Genomic DNA, 21777 nt, shown 5'->3' with positions numbered 1-21777 from the left:
ATGTTTCCAGCGTGGCACCAAACCGATTTTACGATTATTATTCCGGACCCTAAAATGCAGCGTAAAGGATATGGTTCAGAAGCAATCCGAATCATGTTGGACATGGCATTTCATGAATATGAAATGCATCGTATCTCAATCGGAGTGGTAGGATTGAATATAGATGCACTGGAATTCTATAAGAAAATCGGTTTCAAGCAGGAAGGTATTTTGGAAGAGGCATATTATTATAACGATGAGTACAGCGATTTTATAATGATGCGAATCCTTAGTCAAGAATGGAAATGAGCTACTACTTCCAGTTTGTAGAGATATTATCTTTCAGGATAATTGAGAAAACAAATGTCGCAATTGAAGATTGCTCAAATTATCAGATAATTCAAACAAAATGGCATGGAAGATGTGAAAGGGACATTTATCTATGTTATTTTTTAATTTGTATATTATGGCTTTTATATTCTTTGTATAACATATAAAAATGAAAATGTTATAAAATTGTAACATAAGACATTGAAAATGTTTTGAACAATGATAAAATATAGTTGGAAATGGAGGGTTCTATCATGAATAAAATGTTAGGAAGCCGAATAAAGGCATTGAGAATAGCAAACAATTTTACGCAGGAGCAGGTTTCTGATCGTATAGGCGTGAGCAGACAGAAATATGCCAGGATTGAAAGTGGTAATAATAGCATTACTCTGGATATTCTTTCAAAGATAGCAGGGGTTCTGAACGTGACTGTTGGAGATATCACAAGAGTTCTTGATGAAACACCTGATGTTGCATTCCGAATCGGTGCGGATGAGGGTGCTTCCTCCGAGAAAATCTTTGATATGCTGGATTTATTCTATGCTAATAAGCATATGTATAACAGGCTTCGTCAGAGAGAAATGGACTGAGGGGGCTTATATGCAGGAAAGTAGGAAAAGAGAAATTCGTATTAAAGCAGATTCCTTCAGGGAAAAGTGTAAGATAAGCCGCTACGGTATTATGGATCTGTTTAGGGAATGTGACAGGTGCGGGTATAAGCTTCTTCGTTATCCGCTTGGGGAGAGTGCTGACCTTGGCTTTGCCACAAAAAAGGATGAAGATGTCGTGATCTTCACTAACTCTTCAAGCAGACTTTCAAGAGAAATCTTCACTTTGGCGCATGAAATAGGGCATGTTGTACTGCACTTAAATGGTAATAGTTCATTTATTGATGATAATGTAACGATTGCTGACGGTAACCAGGATGAGAAGGAACAAGAGGCTAACTACTTTGCAGCATGTCTGCTTATGCCTACAGATGATGTATCAAGATTTCTTGACCTGGAGATATCAGATTATGAAAATGGTATTTTATCTGCTATGGATATAGCCAGAATCATGTCTGAATTCAGTGTCAGCTTTGACATGGCTCTGAACAGGCTTGAGAGTCTCGGTAAGATCGATGCTAATCAGAAGCTAAGGATTGATAATGAAAAGACTGAGAAAAAAGTTGGCAATCTATTACGAAGTGCATCCGGAAATATCAGATTGAATCTGCCAAGCAATGAGATTGGGATTCCCTATGAATACATTGATTATGTGATCTACAATTATAATCATAATGCCATTCCAAAGGAGACATTGGAAAAAGTACTGGACTGTTATCAGCTATCCCTTGATGACGTCAGCGATAGAATCTCTGCTACTGATATGGAAGAAGATGATAATCTGGAAGAATTGTTGGGAGGTTTGGAAGATTGAGAGCCTCTTTAGATACAAATGCTATCATACACTTTTACAAGGCTGGATTACAGGATATTCTGTTTGAATTCTTTGATGAAGGAGTCTTTATCTATGAACAGATCAGGAATATAGAGCTAAATAACCATGGTCAGGATATCCTTGAAAAAGTTGATGAAGACATAAAAGCAGGAAGAATTGAGTTATACACGGATACGTATTTAAAAGAACAGGCTGTTTTCAGTATTTTCCAGAGAAATGTAAATGAAAACCGTTGTCTGTACGGTAAAGGTGACCTTGGGGAAGTATATGCAATTTCTCTTGCGCAGACTATTGGCGCTTATGCGCTGGTGACTGATGATACCAAACAAGGTGGACCATACATGTCATTGCTACAGTTTGAAGATGAGGTTATGCCTTTTACTTTTGCAGATATTCTGATACTGAGATATCTGTTGGGTGATGCAGATGAATACCAAACAGTAAGGGACTTTGATTCTATCAATGATGCGTCTGGGCTAAACTGGGCTTTTCGCAGTCAGATCACCAAGTTTGTTAAAAGGTTTCTGAAGGAAACTTATCGTGAAGAGGATAAAATATGGATACATCGTTTAGCCACTGATCATGGGATAAGTATTAAGAAAAAACTCATCGCATTGTCAAAACTGATCTAGCTATTCGATAAGAAAGAACCTTAAATAATTCACGATAAATATGGATTTTTAAGAATTGACTTTTCTCATAACATGTATCTTCAATTAAGCTTAAGGAGGTACGTGCCTATGAACGAAGAAGCTGTTAATGCAATCTTACGGAGGATGGCAGATTATCTGGATAACAGCCAGATGATTAAACTGAAAATAGTTTTGGAGGAGGCGTTACAGAAGGATGGGATAATTTCTGATAAAAGTTCGCAGGAACTTTTGGAAATGTTCTTGTCGAATAAACGGCTGGAAGGTCGTTCAGAAAAGACTCTTGCCCTCTATCGTTTTAATATTGAGAAGATGCTTTCCAAGAGTGAAAAGAATGTCTGTGTTATGAACACCGATGATATCAGAAAGTATCTGTCTGAATATTGGGAACAGAATGGGGCATGTAAAGCTACTGTTGATAATGTCAGACGTAATCTTTCCAGCTTTTTCACCTGGCTTGAGGATGAAAACTACATATTCAAGAGTCCGCTTAGACGTATCCATAAGATAAAAACCTCGGTAGTTGTTAAGGATACATATGATGATGAAGATATCGAAAAGCTTCGTGATGACTGTAAGGTTCTCAGGAATCTGGCAATCATTGATTTTCTGAACTCTACAGGAATACGTGTCGGAGAGCTTGTCCATCTTGATATCGATGATGTTGACTTTGAGGAGCGTGAGTGCGTTGTTCTTGGTAAAGGAGACAAAGAGAGAGTCGTATATTTTGATGCCAAGGCCAAGATCCATCTGAAGAAATATTTGGATTCGAGAACAGATAATGAGCCGGCACTTTTTGTCAGCACAAAGAGTCCTCATGCAAGATTACAGGCTGGCGGGGTAGAGTCTATGCTTCGCAAAATGGGTATTGTTAGTAATGTTAATCATGTACATCCGCATAAATTTCGCCGCACCATGGCAACGACCGCGATTGACAGAGGAATGCCTGTTGAGCAGGTGCAGCAGCTTTTGGGACACGAGAAAATTGATACGACCATGCAGTACGCTATGGTTAAGCAGAGCAATGTAAAAAGTGCTCATAAGAAATACCTTGGGTAAAGGCAGAACTAATACATCTTTATGAAACTGAGAAAAGTTGACTACATCTAAGTGGAGGAAAATGCTACTTGGATGTAGTTTTTTTGGGGGTCTCAAAAGATGTATATGCGCATCTTTATACATTTTTTATAAAAGAAATAAACGGTAAATGATAAAATGTATATAGTGATGTAACGTAGAAAAGTGTGTGAAACATAGCATTTTAGCCAAAAGCTTGGCGAGGGCTGTTTGTGTGGGAGGCTGTATGCTGATTAAACCAGTTATAAACAGGCGTGACATGATAACTTGCGCATTATGTAAAGATGCGCCCTGAAGCAGTGTATGTCCTGCCATGGATCCTGCCAGGGCTCTTTTAGGGATATGGTTCGATGATCAGGATGTGGCAGCTATGAGGCTTCCTGATAAAAATGTATGTGTAGACTGCGATGCATTCTGTGAAAAAGCATGCGTGAACAGTGGAAGAGTTCCGATAAGGCAGCTGATGAATGAACTATATGAAAAGGTCAGGCCTGAGGCAGAAATCCACATGCCGGATGATGAAGAAAGGCTTAAATGTGACCTGTGCGGCGTACCGCTTGAGAATCCATTCTTACTGTCGTCTTCTGTAGTTGCTTCTACTTATGATATGTGTGCTAGAGCCTTTGAAGCAGGGTGGTCAGGGGCTTGTTTTAAAACTATCTGTTCACTGGATATCCATGAAGCGTCCCCGAGATTTTCTGCTATAAAGGGCGATAACGGGAGCATCATCGGTTTTAAGAATATCGAGCAACTCTCGGATCACAGCGTTGCTGAAAACATGGAAATATTCAGGAAACTTAAAAAGAACTATCCCACCAAGTTCATACTCGCATCAATAATGGGACAGGATGAGGCTGAGTGGGAGTCACTCTCTGGGCTCTGTGAAGAAAACGGAGCGGATGCCATAGAACTTAATTTCTCATGCCCCAATATGCAGGAAGACGGCCTTGGCTCGGATATAGGGAAGGTTCCTGAACTAGTTGAAAGGTTTACAAGAGCAGCCAAAAGGGGTACTACAATCCCGATCCTGGCTAAGCTGACACCTAATGTCGCCACCATGAGCCCCGCAGCAGAGGCTGCTCTCAGGGGCGGTGCAGATGGGATTGCTGCGATAAATACTATCAAAAGCATTGTGGGAGTAAGCCCATATACCTATGTTTCAGCCCCGGCTGTAAAGGGACAATCAGCAGTCGGTGGTTACAGCGGAAATGCTGTAAAACCCATAGCGTTACGGTTTATAGCTGAGATTGGACAGAATTCAAAGCTTAAGGGTATGCATATAAGCGGAATGGACGGAATAGAGACCTGGAGGGATGCCCTTGAATTCATTCTCATGGGATCTTGTTCGATCCAGATAACTACAGCAGTATGGCTACAGAATAATCAATGACCTGAAGGATGGTCTTAACTATTATCTTGCTCAGATGGGAATAAAGTCTGTTAAGGATATTATCGGAGCAGCTCTTGACAGCGTAAGCGATACAACGGATGTGCTGGAGAGGGACTCAGTTCTTTTCCCTGCATTTGATCTTGATAAATGTAACGGATGCGGAAGATGTGTTATCTCCTGTAATGACGGTGGACATCAGGCAATAAGGTTCGATGACAGGAAACCAAAGCTTAACGGAAGTAAATGTGTGGGCTGTCATCTTTGCAGACTTGTATGCCCGGGGGATGCAATTATGGCAGGCAAAAAGAGAATTAACAGAACGGCTGATACTAAATGAACTGTTGTCAGGAAGGGTGAAACTATGAAGTACAGTATCGACACAGATGGACTGGAGGTGAAATAGCTGACTATATTGAGTCATTAGCATATATTGTGGAAGGCCCATTCCCTAAGAGACTTCCAAAACACAGGTTGCCAAAACCCAGGTGATCCTGGCGGAGAACGTGATTTGTGAATAATGGACATGGAGCTGATAAAAGCGACTGGCCTTGATTTACAGGAGAATGATGCGGAAACGATAGTGCAAAACTGTATTGACGGTTTAAATCTTTATGTTTAAGGAGAATGCACATATATGATTTCTTTACTTCTGGCTTTTGCAGTGTTGATGGCAGGATATTTTATTTATGGAAGAGTGGGGGAAAGTATATTTGCTCCGGATGAGAGAAAAACACCTGCCTATTCAAAACAGGACGGAGTAGATTTCATTCCCATGCCTACCTGGAAGGCTTTTCTTGTTCAGCTTCTTAACATTGCCGGGACAGGACCTATCTTTGGAGCCCTTATGGGGGCATGCTTTGGGCCGGTGGTCTTCCTATGGATAATCTTTGGCTCAGTCCTGGGCGGTGGCGTTCATGACTACATGAGCGGAATGATCTCTGAGAGACATGATGGTGCATCAATAGCAGAATTAAGCGGCATTTATTTGGGCAAAGCAGCTAAATGGGGAATGCGTATCTTTTCAGTTGTTCTGCTTCTTTTTACAGGCACGGTGTTTGTTACATCGCCGGCGGCGCTTCTTTCCAGGCTGACTCCGAATTCTCTGAGCAATACATTCTGGATTGTTGTGATCCTTTTATACTACGTGCTGGCAACACTGCTTCCGATAGACAAGATAATCGGTAAACTATACCCAATTTTTGGAGCAGTGCTGATCATAATGGCTTTAGGCATTATGGGCGGAATTATTGTGGGAGGCTATAGCGTTCCTGAGATTACGCTTCAGAATATGCATCCCCAGGGGCTTTCTGTCTGGCCATTTATGTTTGTTACAGTGGCCTGCGGGGCTATATCAGGTTTTCATGCAACCCAGTCTCCGATGGTGGCAAAGTGCATTACATCCGAAAAACTTGGACGAAAGATCTTCTATGGAGCTATGCTGTCGGAATCTGTGATTGCCCTTGTCTGGGCTGCAGGCGGCGTGGTTTTCTATGGGACCACAGGAGGGCTTTATGGCGCCATTACAGATATGGGACAGTCCGGGGCTGTATATGATATTTCAACAGGAATGCTTGGGCCTGTCGGAGGAATCCTTGCAATCGTGGGAGTGATCGCATGTCCAATAACATCAGGGGATACAGCGTTTCGTTCTGCAAGACTGATACTTGCTGAGATAACAAGGCTTGATCAAAAGAAGATACGAAACCGCCTTATTATTACTATTCCTTTGCTGGGGCTGGGAGCGCTGCTTACTCAGCTTAATTTTAATGTTCTCTGGAGATATTTCTCCTGGAGTAATCAGACACTGGCCATGATCTCACTATGGGTTGCCACAGCATATTTGTTGAAAGCAGGTAAAAGAAAGACATACAGCCTTCTTACAGCACTTCCTGCAACTTTTATGACTGCTGTGAGTGTAACTTACATACTTATGGCAGATGAGGGCTTTAGCCTGAATAGTGCTATAAGCTATCCCATTGGGATTGCAGCCGCAATACTTCTGTTTGCTTATTATCTGTTTCAAAAAAGGAGAGGCTTATGATCAGTATCATTCTTTATCCAATTAGTATTATTCCTGTAATTCTGATTTATTTCTGGATTAAAAAGAAGGTGTTTAGAGATGACGAGCATAGGATTATGGCTAAAAATGCTCTGATAAGTGGCTTGAAGTCTGTTATTCCAGCCGTAATAATAGGAGCACTGTTTTTGATAATTCAACGGGTCGCATTTAAGGATGAGAGTATGGCCAAAACTTTTTTCTATACTTTCTTTGCACTGGCGCTTCCTGAAGAATTATCGAAAGCCTTTATGTTTGAAAGACTTCTAAAAAAACAGGATAAAAGCTTTTCGTGGCTTGATTTCATTATCTGCATGGTGATAGTCGCCATAGGCTTTGATATCTTGGAAAGTGCGATATATGCAGTAGGAGCAAGCCCAATGGAAATAATACTAAGAGGGGTCACATGTCCTCATTTGGGTTTTGGATTTATTATGGGATACTTTATTGGGAAAGCAAAAAAGAAAGGCAACAGGCTATTATATATTCCGGCATTTTTGATTCCCTGGATAATACATGGAAGCTATGATTTTTGTATTGAGTTTGATGCTGGAGATACTGATTATGTAATTATGTTCTCAGCGATTGCCCTTGCTGCATTGAGTCTTGTTTTAACGATCTCTTTTGTGTTTTTTACAATAAAGGCACGAAACAATACAAAGTACTCAAACACTTTTATTAGCGTATCCTGAAATATGGTAAAATATAAACGAAAATACAGATTTGGAAGTTTTTTTTAGAAGGAGGTATTGTATGCTGAAGCAGGAAATAGTAGATGAGCTTAGAATAGCAATTTATGAGGATGTTGAATTCTTATATGAGTTTTACTCTGACAAGTGGGAAGAGGATGTTTTAAAGGATGCCCAGGAGTATGTTCCGGGACTGACAATGGAAGAACTTAAGGAGTATCATGCGCAAGATGCACCATATCTTGCGGCGGTTTTTAAGCTTGCCGTAAAGGCTGGTGCTGACGAAAATCTTTTTAATAGAATTTTTGACGCTGACAGGCAAAAGGCCTATGACGCAGTTAAAGAGGTTGCGGGAGATTCCATTCCTTTCGAAGACTTCGTGGATATTCTTGAATATGGCGGAAAGCCCTTTTTCAAGAGCTTTGAAGGCGTAGACCTCGAGGGAGATGAGCTTTCTGATGATGAACTTATGGCTGTTGCAGGTGGGGCAGGTCCTAAAAATGAAGAGAATCTTATCTGGGATGCTATTCTTAAAAAGTGGGTAAAAGTAATACTACCCATTGTGGCTTGCTTTACTGCAGAATCAATGGTTGAGACACCTCTTGGTGAGAAACCTATCAAGGACATATGTAAAGGCGATGCTGTTTACAGCCTAGATGAGGCTGGGAATAGGGTGGAGACTAAAGTCCTTGAAAAAACCAGTGCTGAGAGAAAGGTTGTTGAGGTACACTTTGAAGACGGCAGTGTATGGAATACCACTTCAACCCAGTTTTTCTTCGATGGAAGAAGAAAACATGATATATGGCAGCATAATGGTCGTAATGTGGTAACTATTGATGGCGTTACTAAGATCACAGATATTGTTGAAACAGGTAAGAAAGTTCCCGTCTATGATCTTGTTATGGCTGGAAATAATATTATGTTTATCAGTGGTGTTGCAGCGGAAGGCTTTGGAAACTAACGGCAAACATATTCAAAGGAGATACCGGAAGGTATTTCCTTTGTCTTTAAAGAGGGGGCAACAGACAGCTTATGATCAATGCTAAAATAATGGTTTTTGGATTTGGGGGAGTTGGAAAATCTCTTTTAAACCTCATCCTACAGGAAGAGCTCTTTTCCATAGACGATATTCTTATTGTGGACAGAAGCAGAAAGACTTTCAGATATTTTGAAGGAAAGGGTGGGAAAATAGAGAACTTCTTTCTATTTGAGATGGATTCACATTCTTATACAGAGATTCTTGATAACTTAAATCGCGGTGATTTTCTTATATATCTCGCGGTTGGCAACGATAACCTCACGCTGGCAAAAGAGTGTGCCAAGAGAGGAATTCATTTTCTGTGCACAACCGATGATACCTTTCATGACCAGCCTTTTAATGAACCGTTTCGTTACAGGACTCATTTTTACGAGTATAAAGAGCTCACGGAGAAAACAAACGGGCAGGCCACATCGATTCTTCAGTTTGGCTCCAATCCAGGACTTATCAGTGTGCTGACTAAAAAAGCTCTTATTGAAATTGTTGAGAATGATGATGCGCCTTTTGTCTTAGAAAACAGAGATAACCTAAAAAAACTGATTGCTGCCGATAATTATGCAGACCTGGCCAGGCAACTTCAGGTTACATCCTTTGTGGAAACAGATCTTGATACAGCAAAGTCTGATTACAGCGAATACGATGATACGGCATATTCTACCTGGAGCGTTGCAGATTTCCAGGGAGAAATGAATGACAGGACAATTCAGAAACTCGGTAGTGAGGAGACTTTAAGTGAGCATTTAAAAAGAATAGGAGTCTCTGCTGATAAAATCTACTACTACAATAAAGCGGACGGGACCCTGGTTCTTGATATCTCCGGTAAATATGTAAAGACCGGTGGATATGTCAAGGGAAGGTATGTTGAAGGCTGTGTTGATGCTCATGAAGAGGTCTTTTCCATTCATGATTATTATACGGTCAGAGATGATGAAGGTGAAATAACCTACGCGCCTACTGTTATGTTTGTGTATCATCCATGTGAGATTGCTCTTAGCTCTGTTTATCATGAAGACAATATAAGGGCAAGACTCATCACCAGGGATCGTATGCTTTCGGGTGGAGAGATCATAGGTATATGCGTAGAAGGTAAGAATTTTAATCCGATCTACGTAGGTACAGAGCTCTATCTTGATAAAAACAGGGACGATACCCCTACAGTTCTTTTGGTGTCGGCGTCGGTTTTTGCTGCGATAAAGTATATGCAAAACCATCCTGACAAAGGGGTGCTGTTCCCAGAGTATCTGGATGTTGATGAAATTCTTTCCGGCATATCACCATGGCTTCCTGTTGTAGTCAACAGGATACAGGACGAAACAGAACGTAATGTGGGATGATTTTTTTGGAGTAGCTTATGGCAGAAATCTTTAGAAAAACAGCACTTGATAGAATTTCCAGCAGAGAAAATCTTGATAAGGCGATAGTGATCATATCACCTTCATTTTGGATTGCAATGCTTGGCGTGGCGGGAATAATAGTAATGGTATTTGTGTGGTCCATATTTGGAAGAATACATGAGAATATTTCTGCAGACGGTATTTTTATGAACCGGGAAGGGGTTCATTCAGTTTATTCTGAGATGAACGGAATTGTGGAAAAGATTGCTGTAGATACAGGAGATTATGTAAGAAAAGGTGAAGTGATTGCTTTTCTTTCAACGGGCGAAAAAGTCTTTTCAACACTGGAGGGAACTGTTACGGAGCTTGCTGTGGTAGAGGGGCAGATGATTGCGGCCGGAGACTATATTGCAAGGGTGGCGATGGGAGATCTGAATGATAACGTGGTTGTGTGCTATGTTCCAGTGAATGATGGCAGAAAAATAAAAGTTGGAATGAAAGCTTTTATTTATCCAAGTACAGTAAACAAACAGGAATATGGTCACATGAAAGGCACAGTGGTGTATGTTGATAATTATGTTACATCAAGAGCGGAGATTATTAATCAGGTTGGAGTCATTTCTTTGGCTGATGCTTTCCTTGAAGAAGGACCGGTTGTTGAAGTAAGGCTGGAACTGGAAAAAGATGCGGCAACTTCAAACGGGTACTGGTGGTCAAACAGCAAGGGCGCTGCAATAGATATGGTTAACGGAACAATGGTTTCTGCGGATATAGCCGTTATGGAAAAAAGACCAATTGAACTGGTGTTACAGACAGGCTACTGATAAGCGAGGATGCAGGTGATGATAAAGCGCGCGTATGCCAAGATGCCAACCGTGTTTCAGATGGAAGCTACTGAGTGCGGTGCTGCAGCCTTATCTATGATACTTGGGTATTATGGAAAACATGTACCTTTGGAGCAGATGCGAATAGAATGCGGTGTTTCCAGAAATGGTAGCAATGCCAGGAATATTCTTATTGCAGCACGGAAATTTGGCCTTGAGGCTCATGGATATAGGAAAGAGGTCAGTGGTCTCTTAGAGCTTTCGGTCCCGAGTATTTTGCATTGGGGCTTTAATCATTTTGTTGTTTTTGAGGGAGTAAAGGGAAAGTACTATTATATTAATGATCCTGCAGAAGGAAGAAAGAAACTGACGATTGATGAGTTAAGTGATGGATTTACGGGGGTTGTTCTTACCTTTTTAAAGACGCCGGAGTTTGTGCCTTCTGGGAAAACAAAATCCCTCCTTTCTTTTGCTATAGAACGCCTTAAGGGCCAATTGCAGCCAATACTTGGATTGGTGGTAATGGGGCTTTTACTGGTGTTTCCGGGACTTGCAATACCAGCGTTTTCCCAAGTCTTTATCGATGGGATTTTGGTTGAAGGAAATTACAGCTGGATCTATGGACTTATCACCGCTATGTTATCTACGCTTATATTCAGACTCCTTCTTAGCTATTACAGGGGAATCTTGATGCTTAAACTCCAGAATAAACTCTCACTAATCTCTGCCCATGGGTTTATTTCTCATCTCTTAAGACTTCCAATAAACTTTTTCAGTCAAAGATATGTCGGCGACTTGTCCAGTAGAGTTGAAAACAATAATAATGTCAGCGAATTCCTTACAAGCGAAGTGGCAGAAACAATTCTGAATCTGATGGTGGCCTTTTTCTATTTGATACTTCTTTTGGTGTACAGCCCGGTTCTTACAGCTGCAGGCCTTGTGATCATGCTGTTTAATATGTTCCTCACAAAAAAATTTTCAAATGCCATTGAAGATATTGCTGTAAGAAAGCAGCAGGATGAAGGAAAACTTTTGGGTAGAGTTTTTGCCGGTATAAAGGTTTCTAATGCGCTGAAAGCTTCAGGTACAGAAGGAGAATATGCAGGAAGGCTTCAGGGCTATTATGCAAATTGCATTTTGACTGAGCAAAAACTCGGAAAACGCCAAGAGATTTTAAATGTAATTCCCGACGTTGGTGAACAGTTTTCGTCCTTAGTTATTCTTATTCTTGGGGGCATTCTTATTATCCGTGGAGCCATGACAGAAGGAATGTTGGTGGCTTTCTGCAGCCTCTTTGGCGAGTTTATTGAACCTGTAAATGAACTGGCGGGTTTTGTCACGACCATTCAGACGGCAAAAGCAGATATGCGCCGTGTTGAAGATGTCATGAAATACGAGGAGGATTCAAAGTTTAAGAATTCAATAAAAGAAAATATGAAAACAAAGCTCGAAGGAAATATAGAGCTTTCTGGTATTTCTTTTGGATACAGCATACTGGAGCCTCCTTTTATTAAGGATTTTTGCTTTAGTATTTCCTGCGGAACGTCCATTGCCTTTGTGGGAAAATCAGGAAGCGGAAAATCGACCATATCAAAAATATGTGGCGGATTATTCCGCCAATGGAGCGGAGACTATTCAATAGATGGTGTAAGGGTTGAGGATATTCCGGCGGAAGTTTTGTCTGGCAGTATTTCAGCAGTAAGTCAGGAGATAGCTCTTTTTGCTGGAACTGTCAGAGACAATCTGACAATGTGGAATAAGGACATACCTGAAACCGATATAATAAAGGCAGCAAAGGATGCATGTATTCACGATGTGATCACAGCAAGACCCGGGGCTTATGATTCCAGGGTGCTTGAGAATGGTGCCAACTTCTCCGGGGGACAGAAGCAGCGTCTTGAGATAGCAAGAGCGTTAGCTATAAATCCCAGCATACTGATAATGGATGAAGCAACCAGTGCACTTGATCCGATAACTGAAAAAAAGATTATGGACAACATAAAGCGTAGAGGATGCACCTGTATAGTTGTGGCACATCGCCTCTCTGCAATTCGTGACTGTGATGAGATTATAGTCATGGAACATGGGGAGATTGTACAGCGTGGAAGACATAAAGAACTTGCAGACACTGAAGGATATTATAAGCATCTTATTCAGAATGAAGCGTAGATGGTAAAAAATATGCAGGATAAGGTTGGTAAAAAACTACATATTAAGGGCGGAGAAGTTTATGTAACAACCAGTTCTCATGTGCTATACAGGGTACTGAAGGGAACAGTGCTTTTGTACATTCTTCCCTGCTCGGATAGTAAACTGGGGAGAAGGCTGTTTCTTGCGGAGTTTTCCAAAGGATTACTTGTGCCCGGATTATCATGTGATATGACTGATGGATCGTCATGGCGATTTGCTCTTGTAGCGCTGGATGAAGCCGATTTTGAAGTGATAGAGGCTAAAGAGGATGCGCTTGTAAGTGAAAAGATGCACTTTGCTAAAGAAATAGGTCTTTCGCTATCAGATGTTTCTGAATTTGAAAGCGAGATTATAGAGCTTTATAATCTGAACACTGTAAAAGAAGAAGGCTCTATCTATAAATTACAAAAAAAGACGGAAGATACAAATGTCAATTCGCTTGAAATGATAAAGAATGTGTTTGCGAACAGTAAAGGAGAGAACTATGATGATTCGGCACCCACAGGAAACATCATATATGATTGTGCGGCGTTTTTGTGCGGGAAGGAAAAAATAGAAATTGCATCAAAGGAAAGGATTGTAAAGAGCTCAGGAAACCGATTTGCCCTTGAGGACATCGCAAGAGTATCAAGATTTACAATAAGAAAGATATCACTGCCGGATAAGTGGTATAAGAAACAGTGCGGATCATTTATTGCATATATGAAGGAGACTGGTACGCCGTTATGTCTTTTCCCAAGGTTTAACGGAAAGTACCTCGCATACAACTGCAAGAGTGGTGAATTCATCAAAGTGGATGCGCACTTTGCAGAGAATCTAAGAAATGATGCGGTAATGTTTTACAGACCATTTCCTGACGAGAAGATTACAATATACAAATTGATCAGTTTCGGGCTTCAAAAGGCGAGCTTGTCCGATGCGCTGAGGATTGTGGTCTTTTCGATGCTGGGAGTTTTGATAGGACTTCTCATACCTGTTTTTAATGAGAAGCTATATGATAGTTACATCCCACTTGGGGATTACAGCGCGCGTCTCCAATTCGGATTTGTGCTGCTATCCTGTGTTTTGGGAAACATTTCCTTTGCCATCGTTAAAAATCTGGCGGTGTTCAGATCCATGAGTACAATGGAGTATGCCGTACAAAGTGCCATGATAGACAGAGTGTTTGGACTTCCTGAGAGCTTTATCAGACGGTATGAGGCGGCTGTGCTCGGAATAAGGGTGATGAGTGTATCCAAAATATATACGATTATTTCGCAGACACTTATAGGGAGTCTGTTGTCAGCGTTTTTTTCACTGGCGTACCTTTCAAGAATGAGCTATTATTCAGGAATCCTTACAAGTTATGCGGTAATAATGCTTGTAGTTTCTGCGGTAATCTCACTTTCCTTAGGCCGATGCCAGATCAAATACGAAAAACAAAAAACAGAGGTGGATCAGCAAGCAGGCTCGCTTATGTATCAGCTTATAAGCGCAATAGAGAAGGTCAGGATTAGCTCTTCTGAAAATAGTGCGCTTATCCAGTACCTTGAAAAGCTCATCAGATCAAGGCGCATAAATCTAAGCAAAGAGAGGTTGACTGTTATTTCGGAAGTCATAGAGGATGCATCGGAGCTTATGTTTTCCATCATCTTTTTCTCAGTGATGATAAACAATGAGTTGGGGCTTAGTATCGGTGCCTATATGGGATTTATGACGGCGTTTGGCGCACTCTACAGAGCTGTCTTTGCAATTGTCCAGAGTATCTTCGTGGTAAATGAAGTTTATCCGCTCTATGAACTGGCAAGACCTATTCTTGAGACGCCGACAGAGCATAGGGGAGCTGATAAGATAACGGAAGATCTTACGGGCGATATAGAAATTAACAATGTCTCCTTCAGCTATGATGGCGGAGAAAGCTATGCATTAAACGGTATCAATCTTCATGTGAAGAGTGGAGAGTATATTGGAATAGTAGGCGCATCAGGATGTGGCAAATCGACGCTTTTAAAGTTGCTTATGGGATTTGAAAAACCGCAGATGGGTCGCATCTATTACGATGGACAGGATATAGATGAACTGAACAAGAGAGAACTAAGAAAGAAGTTTGGCGTAGTCCTTCAGGATGGAGGCCTTATAGGTGGTGACATTTATGATAACATAACTATCACGGCACCAAATTGCAGTGCAGATCGTGTACAGGAGGTTATCAGGCAGGTGGGACTGGAGAAAGACATTGAGGAGATGCCCATGGGACTTCAAACGGTCATAAATGAGGAGGGTGGAACCCTTTCAGGAGGACAGATACAAAGAATACTTATAGCGAGAGCTATAGCCGGAAAACCCAAGATCATCTTTCTTGATGAGGCAACCAGTGCCCTGGATAATGTTACCCAGAATCAGGTAATAAAGACTCTGGAGTGCATTGAAGCCACTAAGATAATGATTGCTCACAGGCTGTCAACCATAGTAAACTGCGACAGGATCATCGTAATGGACTCTGGAAGGATTGTTGAACAAGGCAGTTACAATGAGCTTATGGAGAAAAAAGGCCTTTTCTATAAGCTTGCCATCAGGCAGATAGCATAACGCAACGCGATTTAGGCGCGCAACTTTTTTAGTAAATATTTTGATACGATTAAAAGGAGGGAATATGCAGATTATCAGTGTGATATTATCAATCCCGGTTACGGTTATTCTGGTGTTATGGATAAAGAAACTTAAGAAAGACAATCCCTTTCCCAAGGGGAGTATTGTGAGGGCGCTTGTGCTTGGAGCAATAGCTGTGGTTCTGGCTACAGTCTGTGGCTATGTGGTTGCCCTTATCAGAGCAATCATTGAGATTGGACCTGAGGCGTTTACTTCGATATCCATTCAGGATAGGCAAAGTATAGATAATTTGGGATATCAGATCATGGCGATTTCTGATAAGCAGGAGTTTTCACTTCTCAGGATCTTCGCAAATACTTTCATTACCATCGGATTATTTGAAGAATTATTTAAATTGCTGATGATGAAGGTGGCTGCGAAAAAGAATAATACCGCACAGAGCTGGTTTGATATGGTCCTTGTGGGAGCGCTTGTTGGCCTTGGCTTCCAGCTGTTTGAGGACATTACTTTCTCTAATGGAGGCATAGCGATTGCTGTTGTGCGCGCTCTGACCCCGTTCCATTTTGTGTTTGGCAGCATAATGGGATATCTGTACGGAAAAGCCGAGGTGGAGAATAAAAACTTGTTATCTTTTCTGGCGATATTGGTTCCTTCGTTAATCCATTCCATCTATGATTCTTCGGTAACTGCCTATCAGAAAAACGATAGCTATCTTGCGTTTGAACTTGTATGCATCGTAGTAATGTGCGTGCTGTTTGTTGTGTCTATCTTTAAAATCAGGAAATGGCATAAGAATAAGACTTTGGATGTGAGGCTTAACGGATGAATGAGAAGGCAAATATAAAAGAACTGATTCTGATAATTGTAGCATCCCTGGTATCAGTGATCATATATCATGCTGCATCAAAATTGATTGAAGATGTTGTTTCAGATACCTTCCTTTCGGCGTTTCTGGCAGAAGCTGTGTTCGCTGTCCTGGCTTTTTTGATCGTTCTTGCTTTCAGAAAGATGTACATATTTAATAACCACAGGACACATATGAAAAGCGGATGGCCATCAGCCGGGCTTCTCTTTATAATGATGCTGTTTTACTTTGTAATGGGCCTTGGTAACCTCATTGATTCAAGCGCAACAGGGCTTCAATGGCTGTTGCTTATCGGACACTGCATCCTGATAGGATTTTGCGAAGAAACAATATTCAGGGGATTGATACAAAGACAGTTTCACTGTGTTTTTGGGGAAGACTCCTTCAGGCATGTTTTTCTTGCAATGGTATGTGCGGGGACTGTTTTTGGTCTGACACATATGATCAATCTGACTCGTGGAGCATCCTTTTTGGCAGTGGCTTTTCAGGCAATTATAAACATTTTTGCCGGTATTTACTACTGTGCGGTATTTTACCGCGTAGGTAAGAATCTATGGTTTATGATTATACTCCATGGATTATACGACCTGATTGGACTTATTAATCAGGGGAGACTTAATGGCACAGCCCTAGGGAATGTTATCGCACCGCAGAAGATGACTGGTAAAAGCTTTGGATTAGGCGTTCTTGTATTGGGTGGAATCTATCTTTTGTCGACACTTTTTATCTTAAGGCCCAAGAAGCTTAAGCCTCTTTTAATAAAGAATCTGAATGACTGATAGGAGGATACGCATGATTGTCATTGATAAAAAAGCATGTCTAACTGATGAGCTGATAAATGAATGGTCTGAAGAAGCGGAGGATATCTATGCGCAGGCGCTTGGATTAAATAATGCTGAAACTTTAAAAGTTAAGCTTGGCACAGAAGAAGTGTTACTTCGTTTTAGAGATTGTTATGGTACTGGTGAGCCTTGTAGATTTAAATGCATAAGAACCAGAAATGCGATCAAGTTCACAATTCAGCAAAGAGGATTAAGGCAAAATCCGATGGATACGGAGGAATCGCCATATTTTGATTTCCTCAGGTATATGAATCTTAACCCTTCATATACATATCATGAAAAGCAGAGTTTGAACACGATTCGCTTTCCTATCAGATCAGGAAAAGGAAGAATGCTCTTCTTATACAGTTGGTTACGGCAGTAATACTTGCCCTGATTGTTGGTAACATTGTCAGATATGCTGGTTTTACTTGCCTTAATTCCACAGTTTCACTGCTATTTAAGAAAATAACTACCCTGTTTTCTATGGTAGCAACTCCTTTAGTTTTCTGTGCAGTAATAACCGGAATCAGCGGTATAGGGGATGCTGCCTCTTTTGGCAAAATTGGAGGCAGGCTAATAGGCCGGATGATGATTACATATTTTATAGCAATGACGATCATGGTTCTTGTGGGGATTCCAATGGGGCTGGCAGCGCTTGGAAACTCGTCATCTGAAAGTGATGCCTTCACGGATCTGTTAAACCTTGTTCTTGACATGATTCCTGAAAATTTGATATCTCCATTTGCGATAGACAACGACCTCCAGGTTATTGTTCTGGCAATCTTTATCGGGGTTGCAATGCTTCTTTTGGGAGATAAAGCGAACAGGGTAAAGGAATTCATTTCAGGTGTTGGTGAAATAGTAAATAAGATGATGATGCTTGTATGCAAACTTCTGCCGGTTTTTGTTTTCCTGGGTATTTGCGACCTGATCATAAGCGACAGACTTGCGGAGGTAGCTAAAGTATCAAGTATTCTATTGATTTCTTTTATTGCCAGCATTATCAACATCCTGATTGTTATGATAAGAACCCGTATTGTTACTGGTAGATCGTTAAAAGAGATTTTTGCTCCGCAGATTCCATCCTTTATGATAAATCTGACTACGAGTTCTCAGATCAGTGCTTTGCCGGAAAGCATGAAATGCTGCAAAGAAGGGTATAAGATCGACGAGAAGCTTGTGGACTTTGGTCTGCCGCTTGGAATCGTTGTATATATGCCAAATGGAGCAATAATGCTTGGAGCAATGACTTGGGTACTTGGGACCATGTCACATGGCCCTGCGGATCCAATGACTATTTTTAAGATTATATTCGTATCTATAGTTGTAGCAATAGCAGCACCACCAATTCCGGGGTCTGCATTTGCTATCATGCCCATACTGTTTTCTGCCTGTGGAACGGACTTGTCCATGATGCCGCTGGCTGTGATCGTTGCTTCAACCTTCGGATATCTCCTGCCCGCAATGAATGGTTTTTGTCTGCAGGAAGAAATACTAATGGCAGCTACGAAAGCTGATATGATCAAAATAAGGGGCAAAAGATAAGTACAAAATGAAGATACCACTGCTTTATGAATTGGCCCGTCCATATCAGACAAGTCGGGAAAACCAAATGTTATACAGACACAGAAGTATACATTCTTGATTGATACATTCAAGAATGTATCAACCAAGCCAATTTGAATCGACTATGTCGATAGGGCTTGGTTGACTCCTGTATCACATTCTCACGAAATGCGCAGCCAGTGCGCATTTCTAGATTTTCATTTAAGAATACGTACATTATGAAAGTGAGGATTTGAAATAAAACGGATCACAGGAATTTGCAAAACAGGTAAGTTCTGATGGATTGTATACGTCAACACATGAAAATATGGATTACAAATACGCAGATGGTGATGAACTGGTATTTACCGGCGGATTTATCCAGAAAAATCTAAATGCCAATAAATCTATCTGGATTGAAAGAGAAATAGGACAGCGTCCTGTGCTCGCTTTTGGAAACAGCGGAAGCGATACAGGTATGATGAACTATGTGCTTGATAAAAGAAATCCATACAGATCACAGGCGTATATGGTCGTGGCAGATGACGATGTAAGGGAATGGGGGACACAGAACTGGGAAGAGAAATCTGCACAGTACAAAGAACAGGGATATGTGCCCATTTCCATGAAGAATGATTTTCTGGAAATATATCCGGCTCCAATTAAAAGAGCGGCTGAGCAGTATACGGAAGAAGAAAATGAAGATGCTGCGTGAGATACGAAGATTTAGTTGCCGAAAAAGCTATTAAACCAAAGGGGAATCGTTGATGATTGAGATACAATCCGTGATGATGGAAGATTATTCCATGGATTACTTCAGGTTTGGAAGAGGAGAGAAAACGCTTGTAATTCTGCCGGGGATAAGCGTTCAAAGTGTCATGAACTCTGCTGATGCTGTGTCAGACGCCTTCCAGATGATGCAGGAGGACTTTACCATCTACGTATTTGACCGGAGAAAAGAACTCCCTAGAGAATACAGCATCTATGACATGGCGAGCGATACTGCCGCGGTAATCAGGCAGGTAGGGATTTCTGATATCTACCTTTTTGGAGCATCTCAGGGTGGCATGATAGCAATGACTATGACAATCGAGAATCCGGATTTTGTCAAAAAGCTGGCTCTGGCTTCAACATCTTCACATGTAAAGGATGAGCAGTATGAGTCATTGGATGAATGGATAGAGTTAGCTAAAAAGGAGACAGGATGGGACTTTATCTGAAATTTGGAGAGATGATTTAACCACCTTCTATATTTGAACAGTATAGGGATTATTTTATTGATATCAGCAAAACAGTAACAGACGAAGAACTGCAGAGATTCATTATTCTTGCATCGGGAACAAAAGATTTCAATGTTACAGACAGATTACAGGAAATACAGTGCCCTGTTTTTGCCACAGGTTCATTTGAGGATGAGGTGCTGGATTCTGATGCTACTATGGAGATAGCTGAAAAGCTTGATTTCAAAAAAGACTTTAGACTTTACATGTACATAGGCTTTGGCCATGCCTCTTTTGATACTGCTCCGGATTTTCGTAGCAAGATGTATGAGTTCTTTATGGAGGAGGTGTAAAATATAGTGAAACATATTGCGTAATACCGTTCATGCAAGGAGATTTTTATGAATTGTGTTTAAATTGTTCATGCCAATTAACTCGGAAGTTAATATGACATAGAAAACTGAATATTGTTACCACAGACGGTGGCGAACGATCTTAACTGATTATTCGTCCCCGTCTTTTTTTATCCATAAATCGCCGGAAACGGCACAACAAAGAAAGGAGATTTTACAAATGGAACAGCAACAGATTTCACCAAAAAAACAGAGGGCACTGGATAAGGTGAAGCGAGCCAATGCGGAGCTTGCCAAGGTGGTGCGTGAGGAGAAAGAGCAGCTCAGAAAGACTCAGGATCGCCACAAGTATATGATGGGCGGTTGTGTAGTGAAATACTTCCCCGAAGCTTATGACTTTAGCGAGCAGGAAATGAACAGGATCATAGCGTGCGCTTTTTCACTTAAAGATGTGAAGAACATGATCAATACGGTTCTGAAAGAGCGACCGGATCCTACGGTAAGTAACGATGAAAAGTCCAGCGGTGAAATGTCAACCCAGGAATGAATAAAATTCGCATTATTTTTATGTCATTCGCAAAAGGTTAAAAACACCTACCTAAGCCCCGCCGATCTGCGTAAAAAAAGAGGATTACATGGCCGGGCGTAGACGGAAAATCCTCATCTACAGGGATGAGTTACCTTTCTACGTATAGACGATTGTCTTTCAGCAGTCGAAAGACTAACCGCACAAGTTTACGGGCAGTTAACGCAAGTGCACGTTTATGCTGGTACTTATTCACCTCATTATATTTGAGGTGGTAGAAGCGGCTGTACTCTGCATCGCATCTTACAAGAGACATGGCTGCTTCGCCCAGGTAGTACTTTAAGAAACGGTTTCCGGTTTTTATGAGACGAGTATTTTGTGCCTCAAATCCACCGGATTGATGTTGAGTCCAGGCAAGTCCGGCATATTTTGCCAGCTTTTCCTGACTCGGGAAGCGGTTGATATCACCAATTTCTGCGATTATTCCTGCAGAGTATACTGGTCCGATTCCTTTGATCGAAGTAAGTGTATTCGGAATCAACTGCATTTGGTTAGCAATGGCCTTATCAAACTCCTTAATCTGTGACTCCAGTGCTTTTATGGAGCTTATGGATATAGCAAGCACTTGGTTTACAGAGTCGTTTACCGTTTTAGGCAAACGATAGGATGATCGGGCAGCTTTTTGGATGGCTTTGGCGATGGCTTCCGGATCAGAAAAATGGTGTTTTCCTTTCTTCTGAAGGAATTCCGTCAGTTCATGTAAGTCCATGTAGGCAAGTGTGTCTGCGGAGTCAAACTCTTCGTAGACAGCTAAGGCTGTAGCTCCGAATTTATCGGAGAACACCTTCTCCTGT

General features: G+C 41.2%; 23 protein-coding genes. 22 read left to right on the top strand and 1 reads right to left on the bottom strand.

The genetic code is table 11. The annotated features are described in order from the left end of the window. The 22 genes from J6O61_RS18030 to J6O61_RS17925 all read left to right on the top strand — a co-directional run. Positions 1 to 288: GNAT family N-acetyltransferase (locus J6O61_RS18030; protein ID WP_292215704.1), on the top strand; the 288-nt coding region annotated here is incomplete at its 5' end. A 275-nt stretch (positions 289 to 563) separates the two neighbouring features. Next, positions 564 to 899: a helix-turn-helix transcriptional regulator gene (locus J6O61_RS18025; RefSeq protein ID WP_292215703.1), complete on the top strand. Its 336-nt coding sequence runs from the start codon at positions 564 to 566 to the stop codon at positions 897 to 899. 10 nt (positions 900 to 909) lie between these two features. Further along, complete coding sequence (locus J6O61_RS18020; RefSeq protein ID WP_292215702.1) at positions 910 to 1731, top strand: ImmA/IrrE family metallo-endopeptidase; 822 nt, start codon at positions 910 to 912, stop codon at positions 1729 to 1731. After that, on the top strand, positions 1728 to 2384 hold the full coding sequence (locus J6O61_RS18015) for a PIN domain-containing protein (RefSeq protein WP_292215701.1): 657 nt from the start codon (positions 1728 to 1730) through the stop codon (positions 2382 to 2384). Before J6O61_RS18020 ends, J6O61_RS18015 begins: the two co-directional genes overlap by 4 nt. A 108-nt stretch (positions 2385 to 2492) precedes the next feature. Then, the gene (gene xerA, locus J6O61_RS18010) at positions 2493 to 3461 is read left to right on the top strand and encodes a site-specific tyrosine recombinase/integron integrase (protein WP_292215700.1); all 969 of its coding nucleotides are present in this window, start codon (positions 2493 to 2495) and stop codon (positions 3459 to 3461) included. Between the two features lie 331 nt (positions 3462 to 3792). Next, positions 3793 to 4869, top strand: a complete 1077-nt coding sequence (preA, locus tag J6O61_RS18005; protein WP_292215699.1) for an NAD-dependent dihydropyrimidine dehydrogenase subunit PreA — start codon at positions 3793 to 3795, stop codon at positions 4867 to 4869. Between the two features lie 34 nt (positions 4870 to 4903). Then, positions 4904 to 5206, top strand: coding sequence for a 4Fe-4S dicluster-binding protein (locus J6O61_RS18000; RefSeq protein WP_292215698.1), 303 nt, complete (start codon positions 4904 to 4906; stop codon positions 5204 to 5206). 297 nt (positions 5207 to 5503) lie between these two features. Further along, positions 5504 to 6910 carry a carbon starvation CstA family protein gene (locus J6O61_RS17995; protein ID WP_292215697.1) on the top strand — a complete coding sequence of 469 codons (1407 nt, stop codon included), beginning with the start codon at positions 5504 to 5506 and terminating at the stop codon, positions 6908 to 6910. Continuing rightward, complete coding sequence (locus J6O61_RS17990; RefSeq protein ID WP_292215696.1) at positions 6907 to 7617, top strand: PrsW family glutamic-type intramembrane protease; 711 nt, start codon at positions 6907 to 6909, stop codon at positions 7615 to 7617. The genes J6O61_RS17995 and J6O61_RS17990 overlap by 4 nt, the downstream gene beginning before the upstream one ends. A 61-nt stretch (positions 7618 to 7678) precedes the next feature. Beyond that, positions 7679 to 8575 (top strand): Hint domain-containing protein, encoded by an 897-nt coding sequence (locus J6O61_RS17985; RefSeq protein ID WP_292215695.1) that lies wholly within the window; start codon positions 7679 to 7681, stop codon positions 8573 to 8575. A gap of 71 nt (positions 8576 to 8646) precedes the next feature. Beyond that, the gene (locus J6O61_RS17980) at positions 8647 to 9987 is read left to right on the top strand and encodes a saccharopine dehydrogenase NADP-binding domain-containing protein (RefSeq protein WP_292215694.1); all 1341 of its coding nucleotides are present in this window, start codon (positions 8647 to 8649) and stop codon (positions 9985 to 9987) included. Positions 9988 to 10004: 17 nt separating this feature from the next. Further along, entirely contained in the window at positions 10005 to 10811 is an 807-nt protein-coding gene (locus J6O61_RS17975; RefSeq protein ID WP_292215693.1) for an HlyD family efflux transporter periplasmic adaptor subunit, read from the top strand. Positions 10812 to 10829: 18 nt separating this feature from the next. After that, the gene (locus J6O61_RS17970) at positions 10830 to 12980 is read left to right on the top strand and encodes an NHLP family bacteriocin export ABC transporter peptidase/permease/ATPase subunit (protein WP_292215692.1); all 2151 of its coding nucleotides are present in this window, start codon (positions 10830 to 10832) and stop codon (positions 12978 to 12980) included. Beyond that, positions 12981 to 15569 carry an NHLP bacteriocin export ABC transporter permease/ATPase subunit gene (locus tag J6O61_RS17965; RefSeq protein WP_292215691.1) on the top strand — a complete coding sequence of 863 codons (2589 nt, stop codon included), beginning with the start codon at positions 12981 to 12983 and terminating at the stop codon, positions 15567 to 15569. Positions 15570 to 15633: 64 nt separating this feature from the next. Further along, on the top strand, positions 15634 to 16416 hold the full coding sequence (locus J6O61_RS17960) for a PrsW family glutamic-type intramembrane protease (RefSeq protein WP_292215690.1): 783 nt from the start codon (positions 15634 to 15636) through the stop codon (positions 16414 to 16416). Next, on the top strand, positions 16413 to 17234 hold the full coding sequence (locus J6O61_RS17955) for a CPBP family intramembrane glutamic endopeptidase (protein ID WP_292215689.1): 822 nt from the start codon (positions 16413 to 16415) through the stop codon (positions 17232 to 17234). Before J6O61_RS17960 ends, J6O61_RS17955 begins: the two co-directional genes overlap by 4 nt. 13 nt (positions 17235 to 17247) lie before the next feature. Beyond that, positions 17248 to 17661, top strand: a complete 414-nt coding sequence (locus tag J6O61_RS17950; protein ID WP_292215688.1) for a hypothetical protein — start codon at positions 17248 to 17250, stop codon at positions 17659 to 17661. Further along, positions 17646 to 18824 carry a dicarboxylate/amino acid:cation symporter gene (locus tag J6O61_RS17945; RefSeq protein ID WP_292215687.1) on the top strand — a complete coding sequence of 393 codons (1179 nt, stop codon included), beginning with the start codon at positions 17646 to 17648 and terminating at the stop codon, positions 18822 to 18824. Before J6O61_RS17950 ends, J6O61_RS17945 begins: the two co-directional genes overlap by 16 nt. A gap of 328 nt (positions 18825 to 19152) precedes the next feature. Further along, the gene (locus J6O61_RS17940) at positions 19153 to 19539 is read left to right on the top strand and encodes a hypothetical protein (protein WP_292215686.1); all 387 of its coding nucleotides are present in this window, start codon (positions 19153 to 19155) and stop codon (positions 19537 to 19539) included. A 52-nt stretch (positions 19540 to 19591) separates the two neighbouring features. Next, a complete protein-coding gene (locus J6O61_RS17935; RefSeq protein ID WP_292215685.1) occupies positions 19592 to 20044 on the top strand; it encodes an alpha/beta fold hydrolase in 453 nt (150 codons plus the stop codon). A 218-nt stretch (positions 20045 to 20262) separates the two neighbouring features. After that, positions 20263 to 20397 (top strand): hypothetical protein, encoded by a 135-nt coding sequence (locus J6O61_RS17930; protein WP_292215684.1) that lies wholly within the window; start codon positions 20263 to 20265, stop codon positions 20395 to 20397. A 220-nt stretch (positions 20398 to 20617) separates the two neighbouring features. Then, a complete protein-coding gene (locus tag J6O61_RS17925) occupies positions 20618 to 20944 on the top strand; it encodes a hypothetical protein (protein ID WP_292215683.1) in 327 nt (108 codons plus the stop codon). A 130-nt stretch (positions 20945 to 21074) separates the two neighbouring features. Here the strand turns inward: J6O61_RS17925 and J6O61_RS17920 are convergent. Further along, positions 21075 to 21777, bottom strand: a 703-nt coding sequence (locus J6O61_RS17920; RefSeq protein WP_292215682.1) for an IS110 family transposase, incomplete at its 5' end; no start/stop codon positions are given.

This window comes from Butyrivibrio sp. (assembly GCF_017635265.1).
Lineage (GTDB): Bacteria > Bacillota > Clostridia > Lachnospirales > Lachnospiraceae > Butyrivibrio.
Note: the sequence above shows the minus strand (reverse complement) of the source record. Positions and strands in the feature narration are given on the sequence as shown.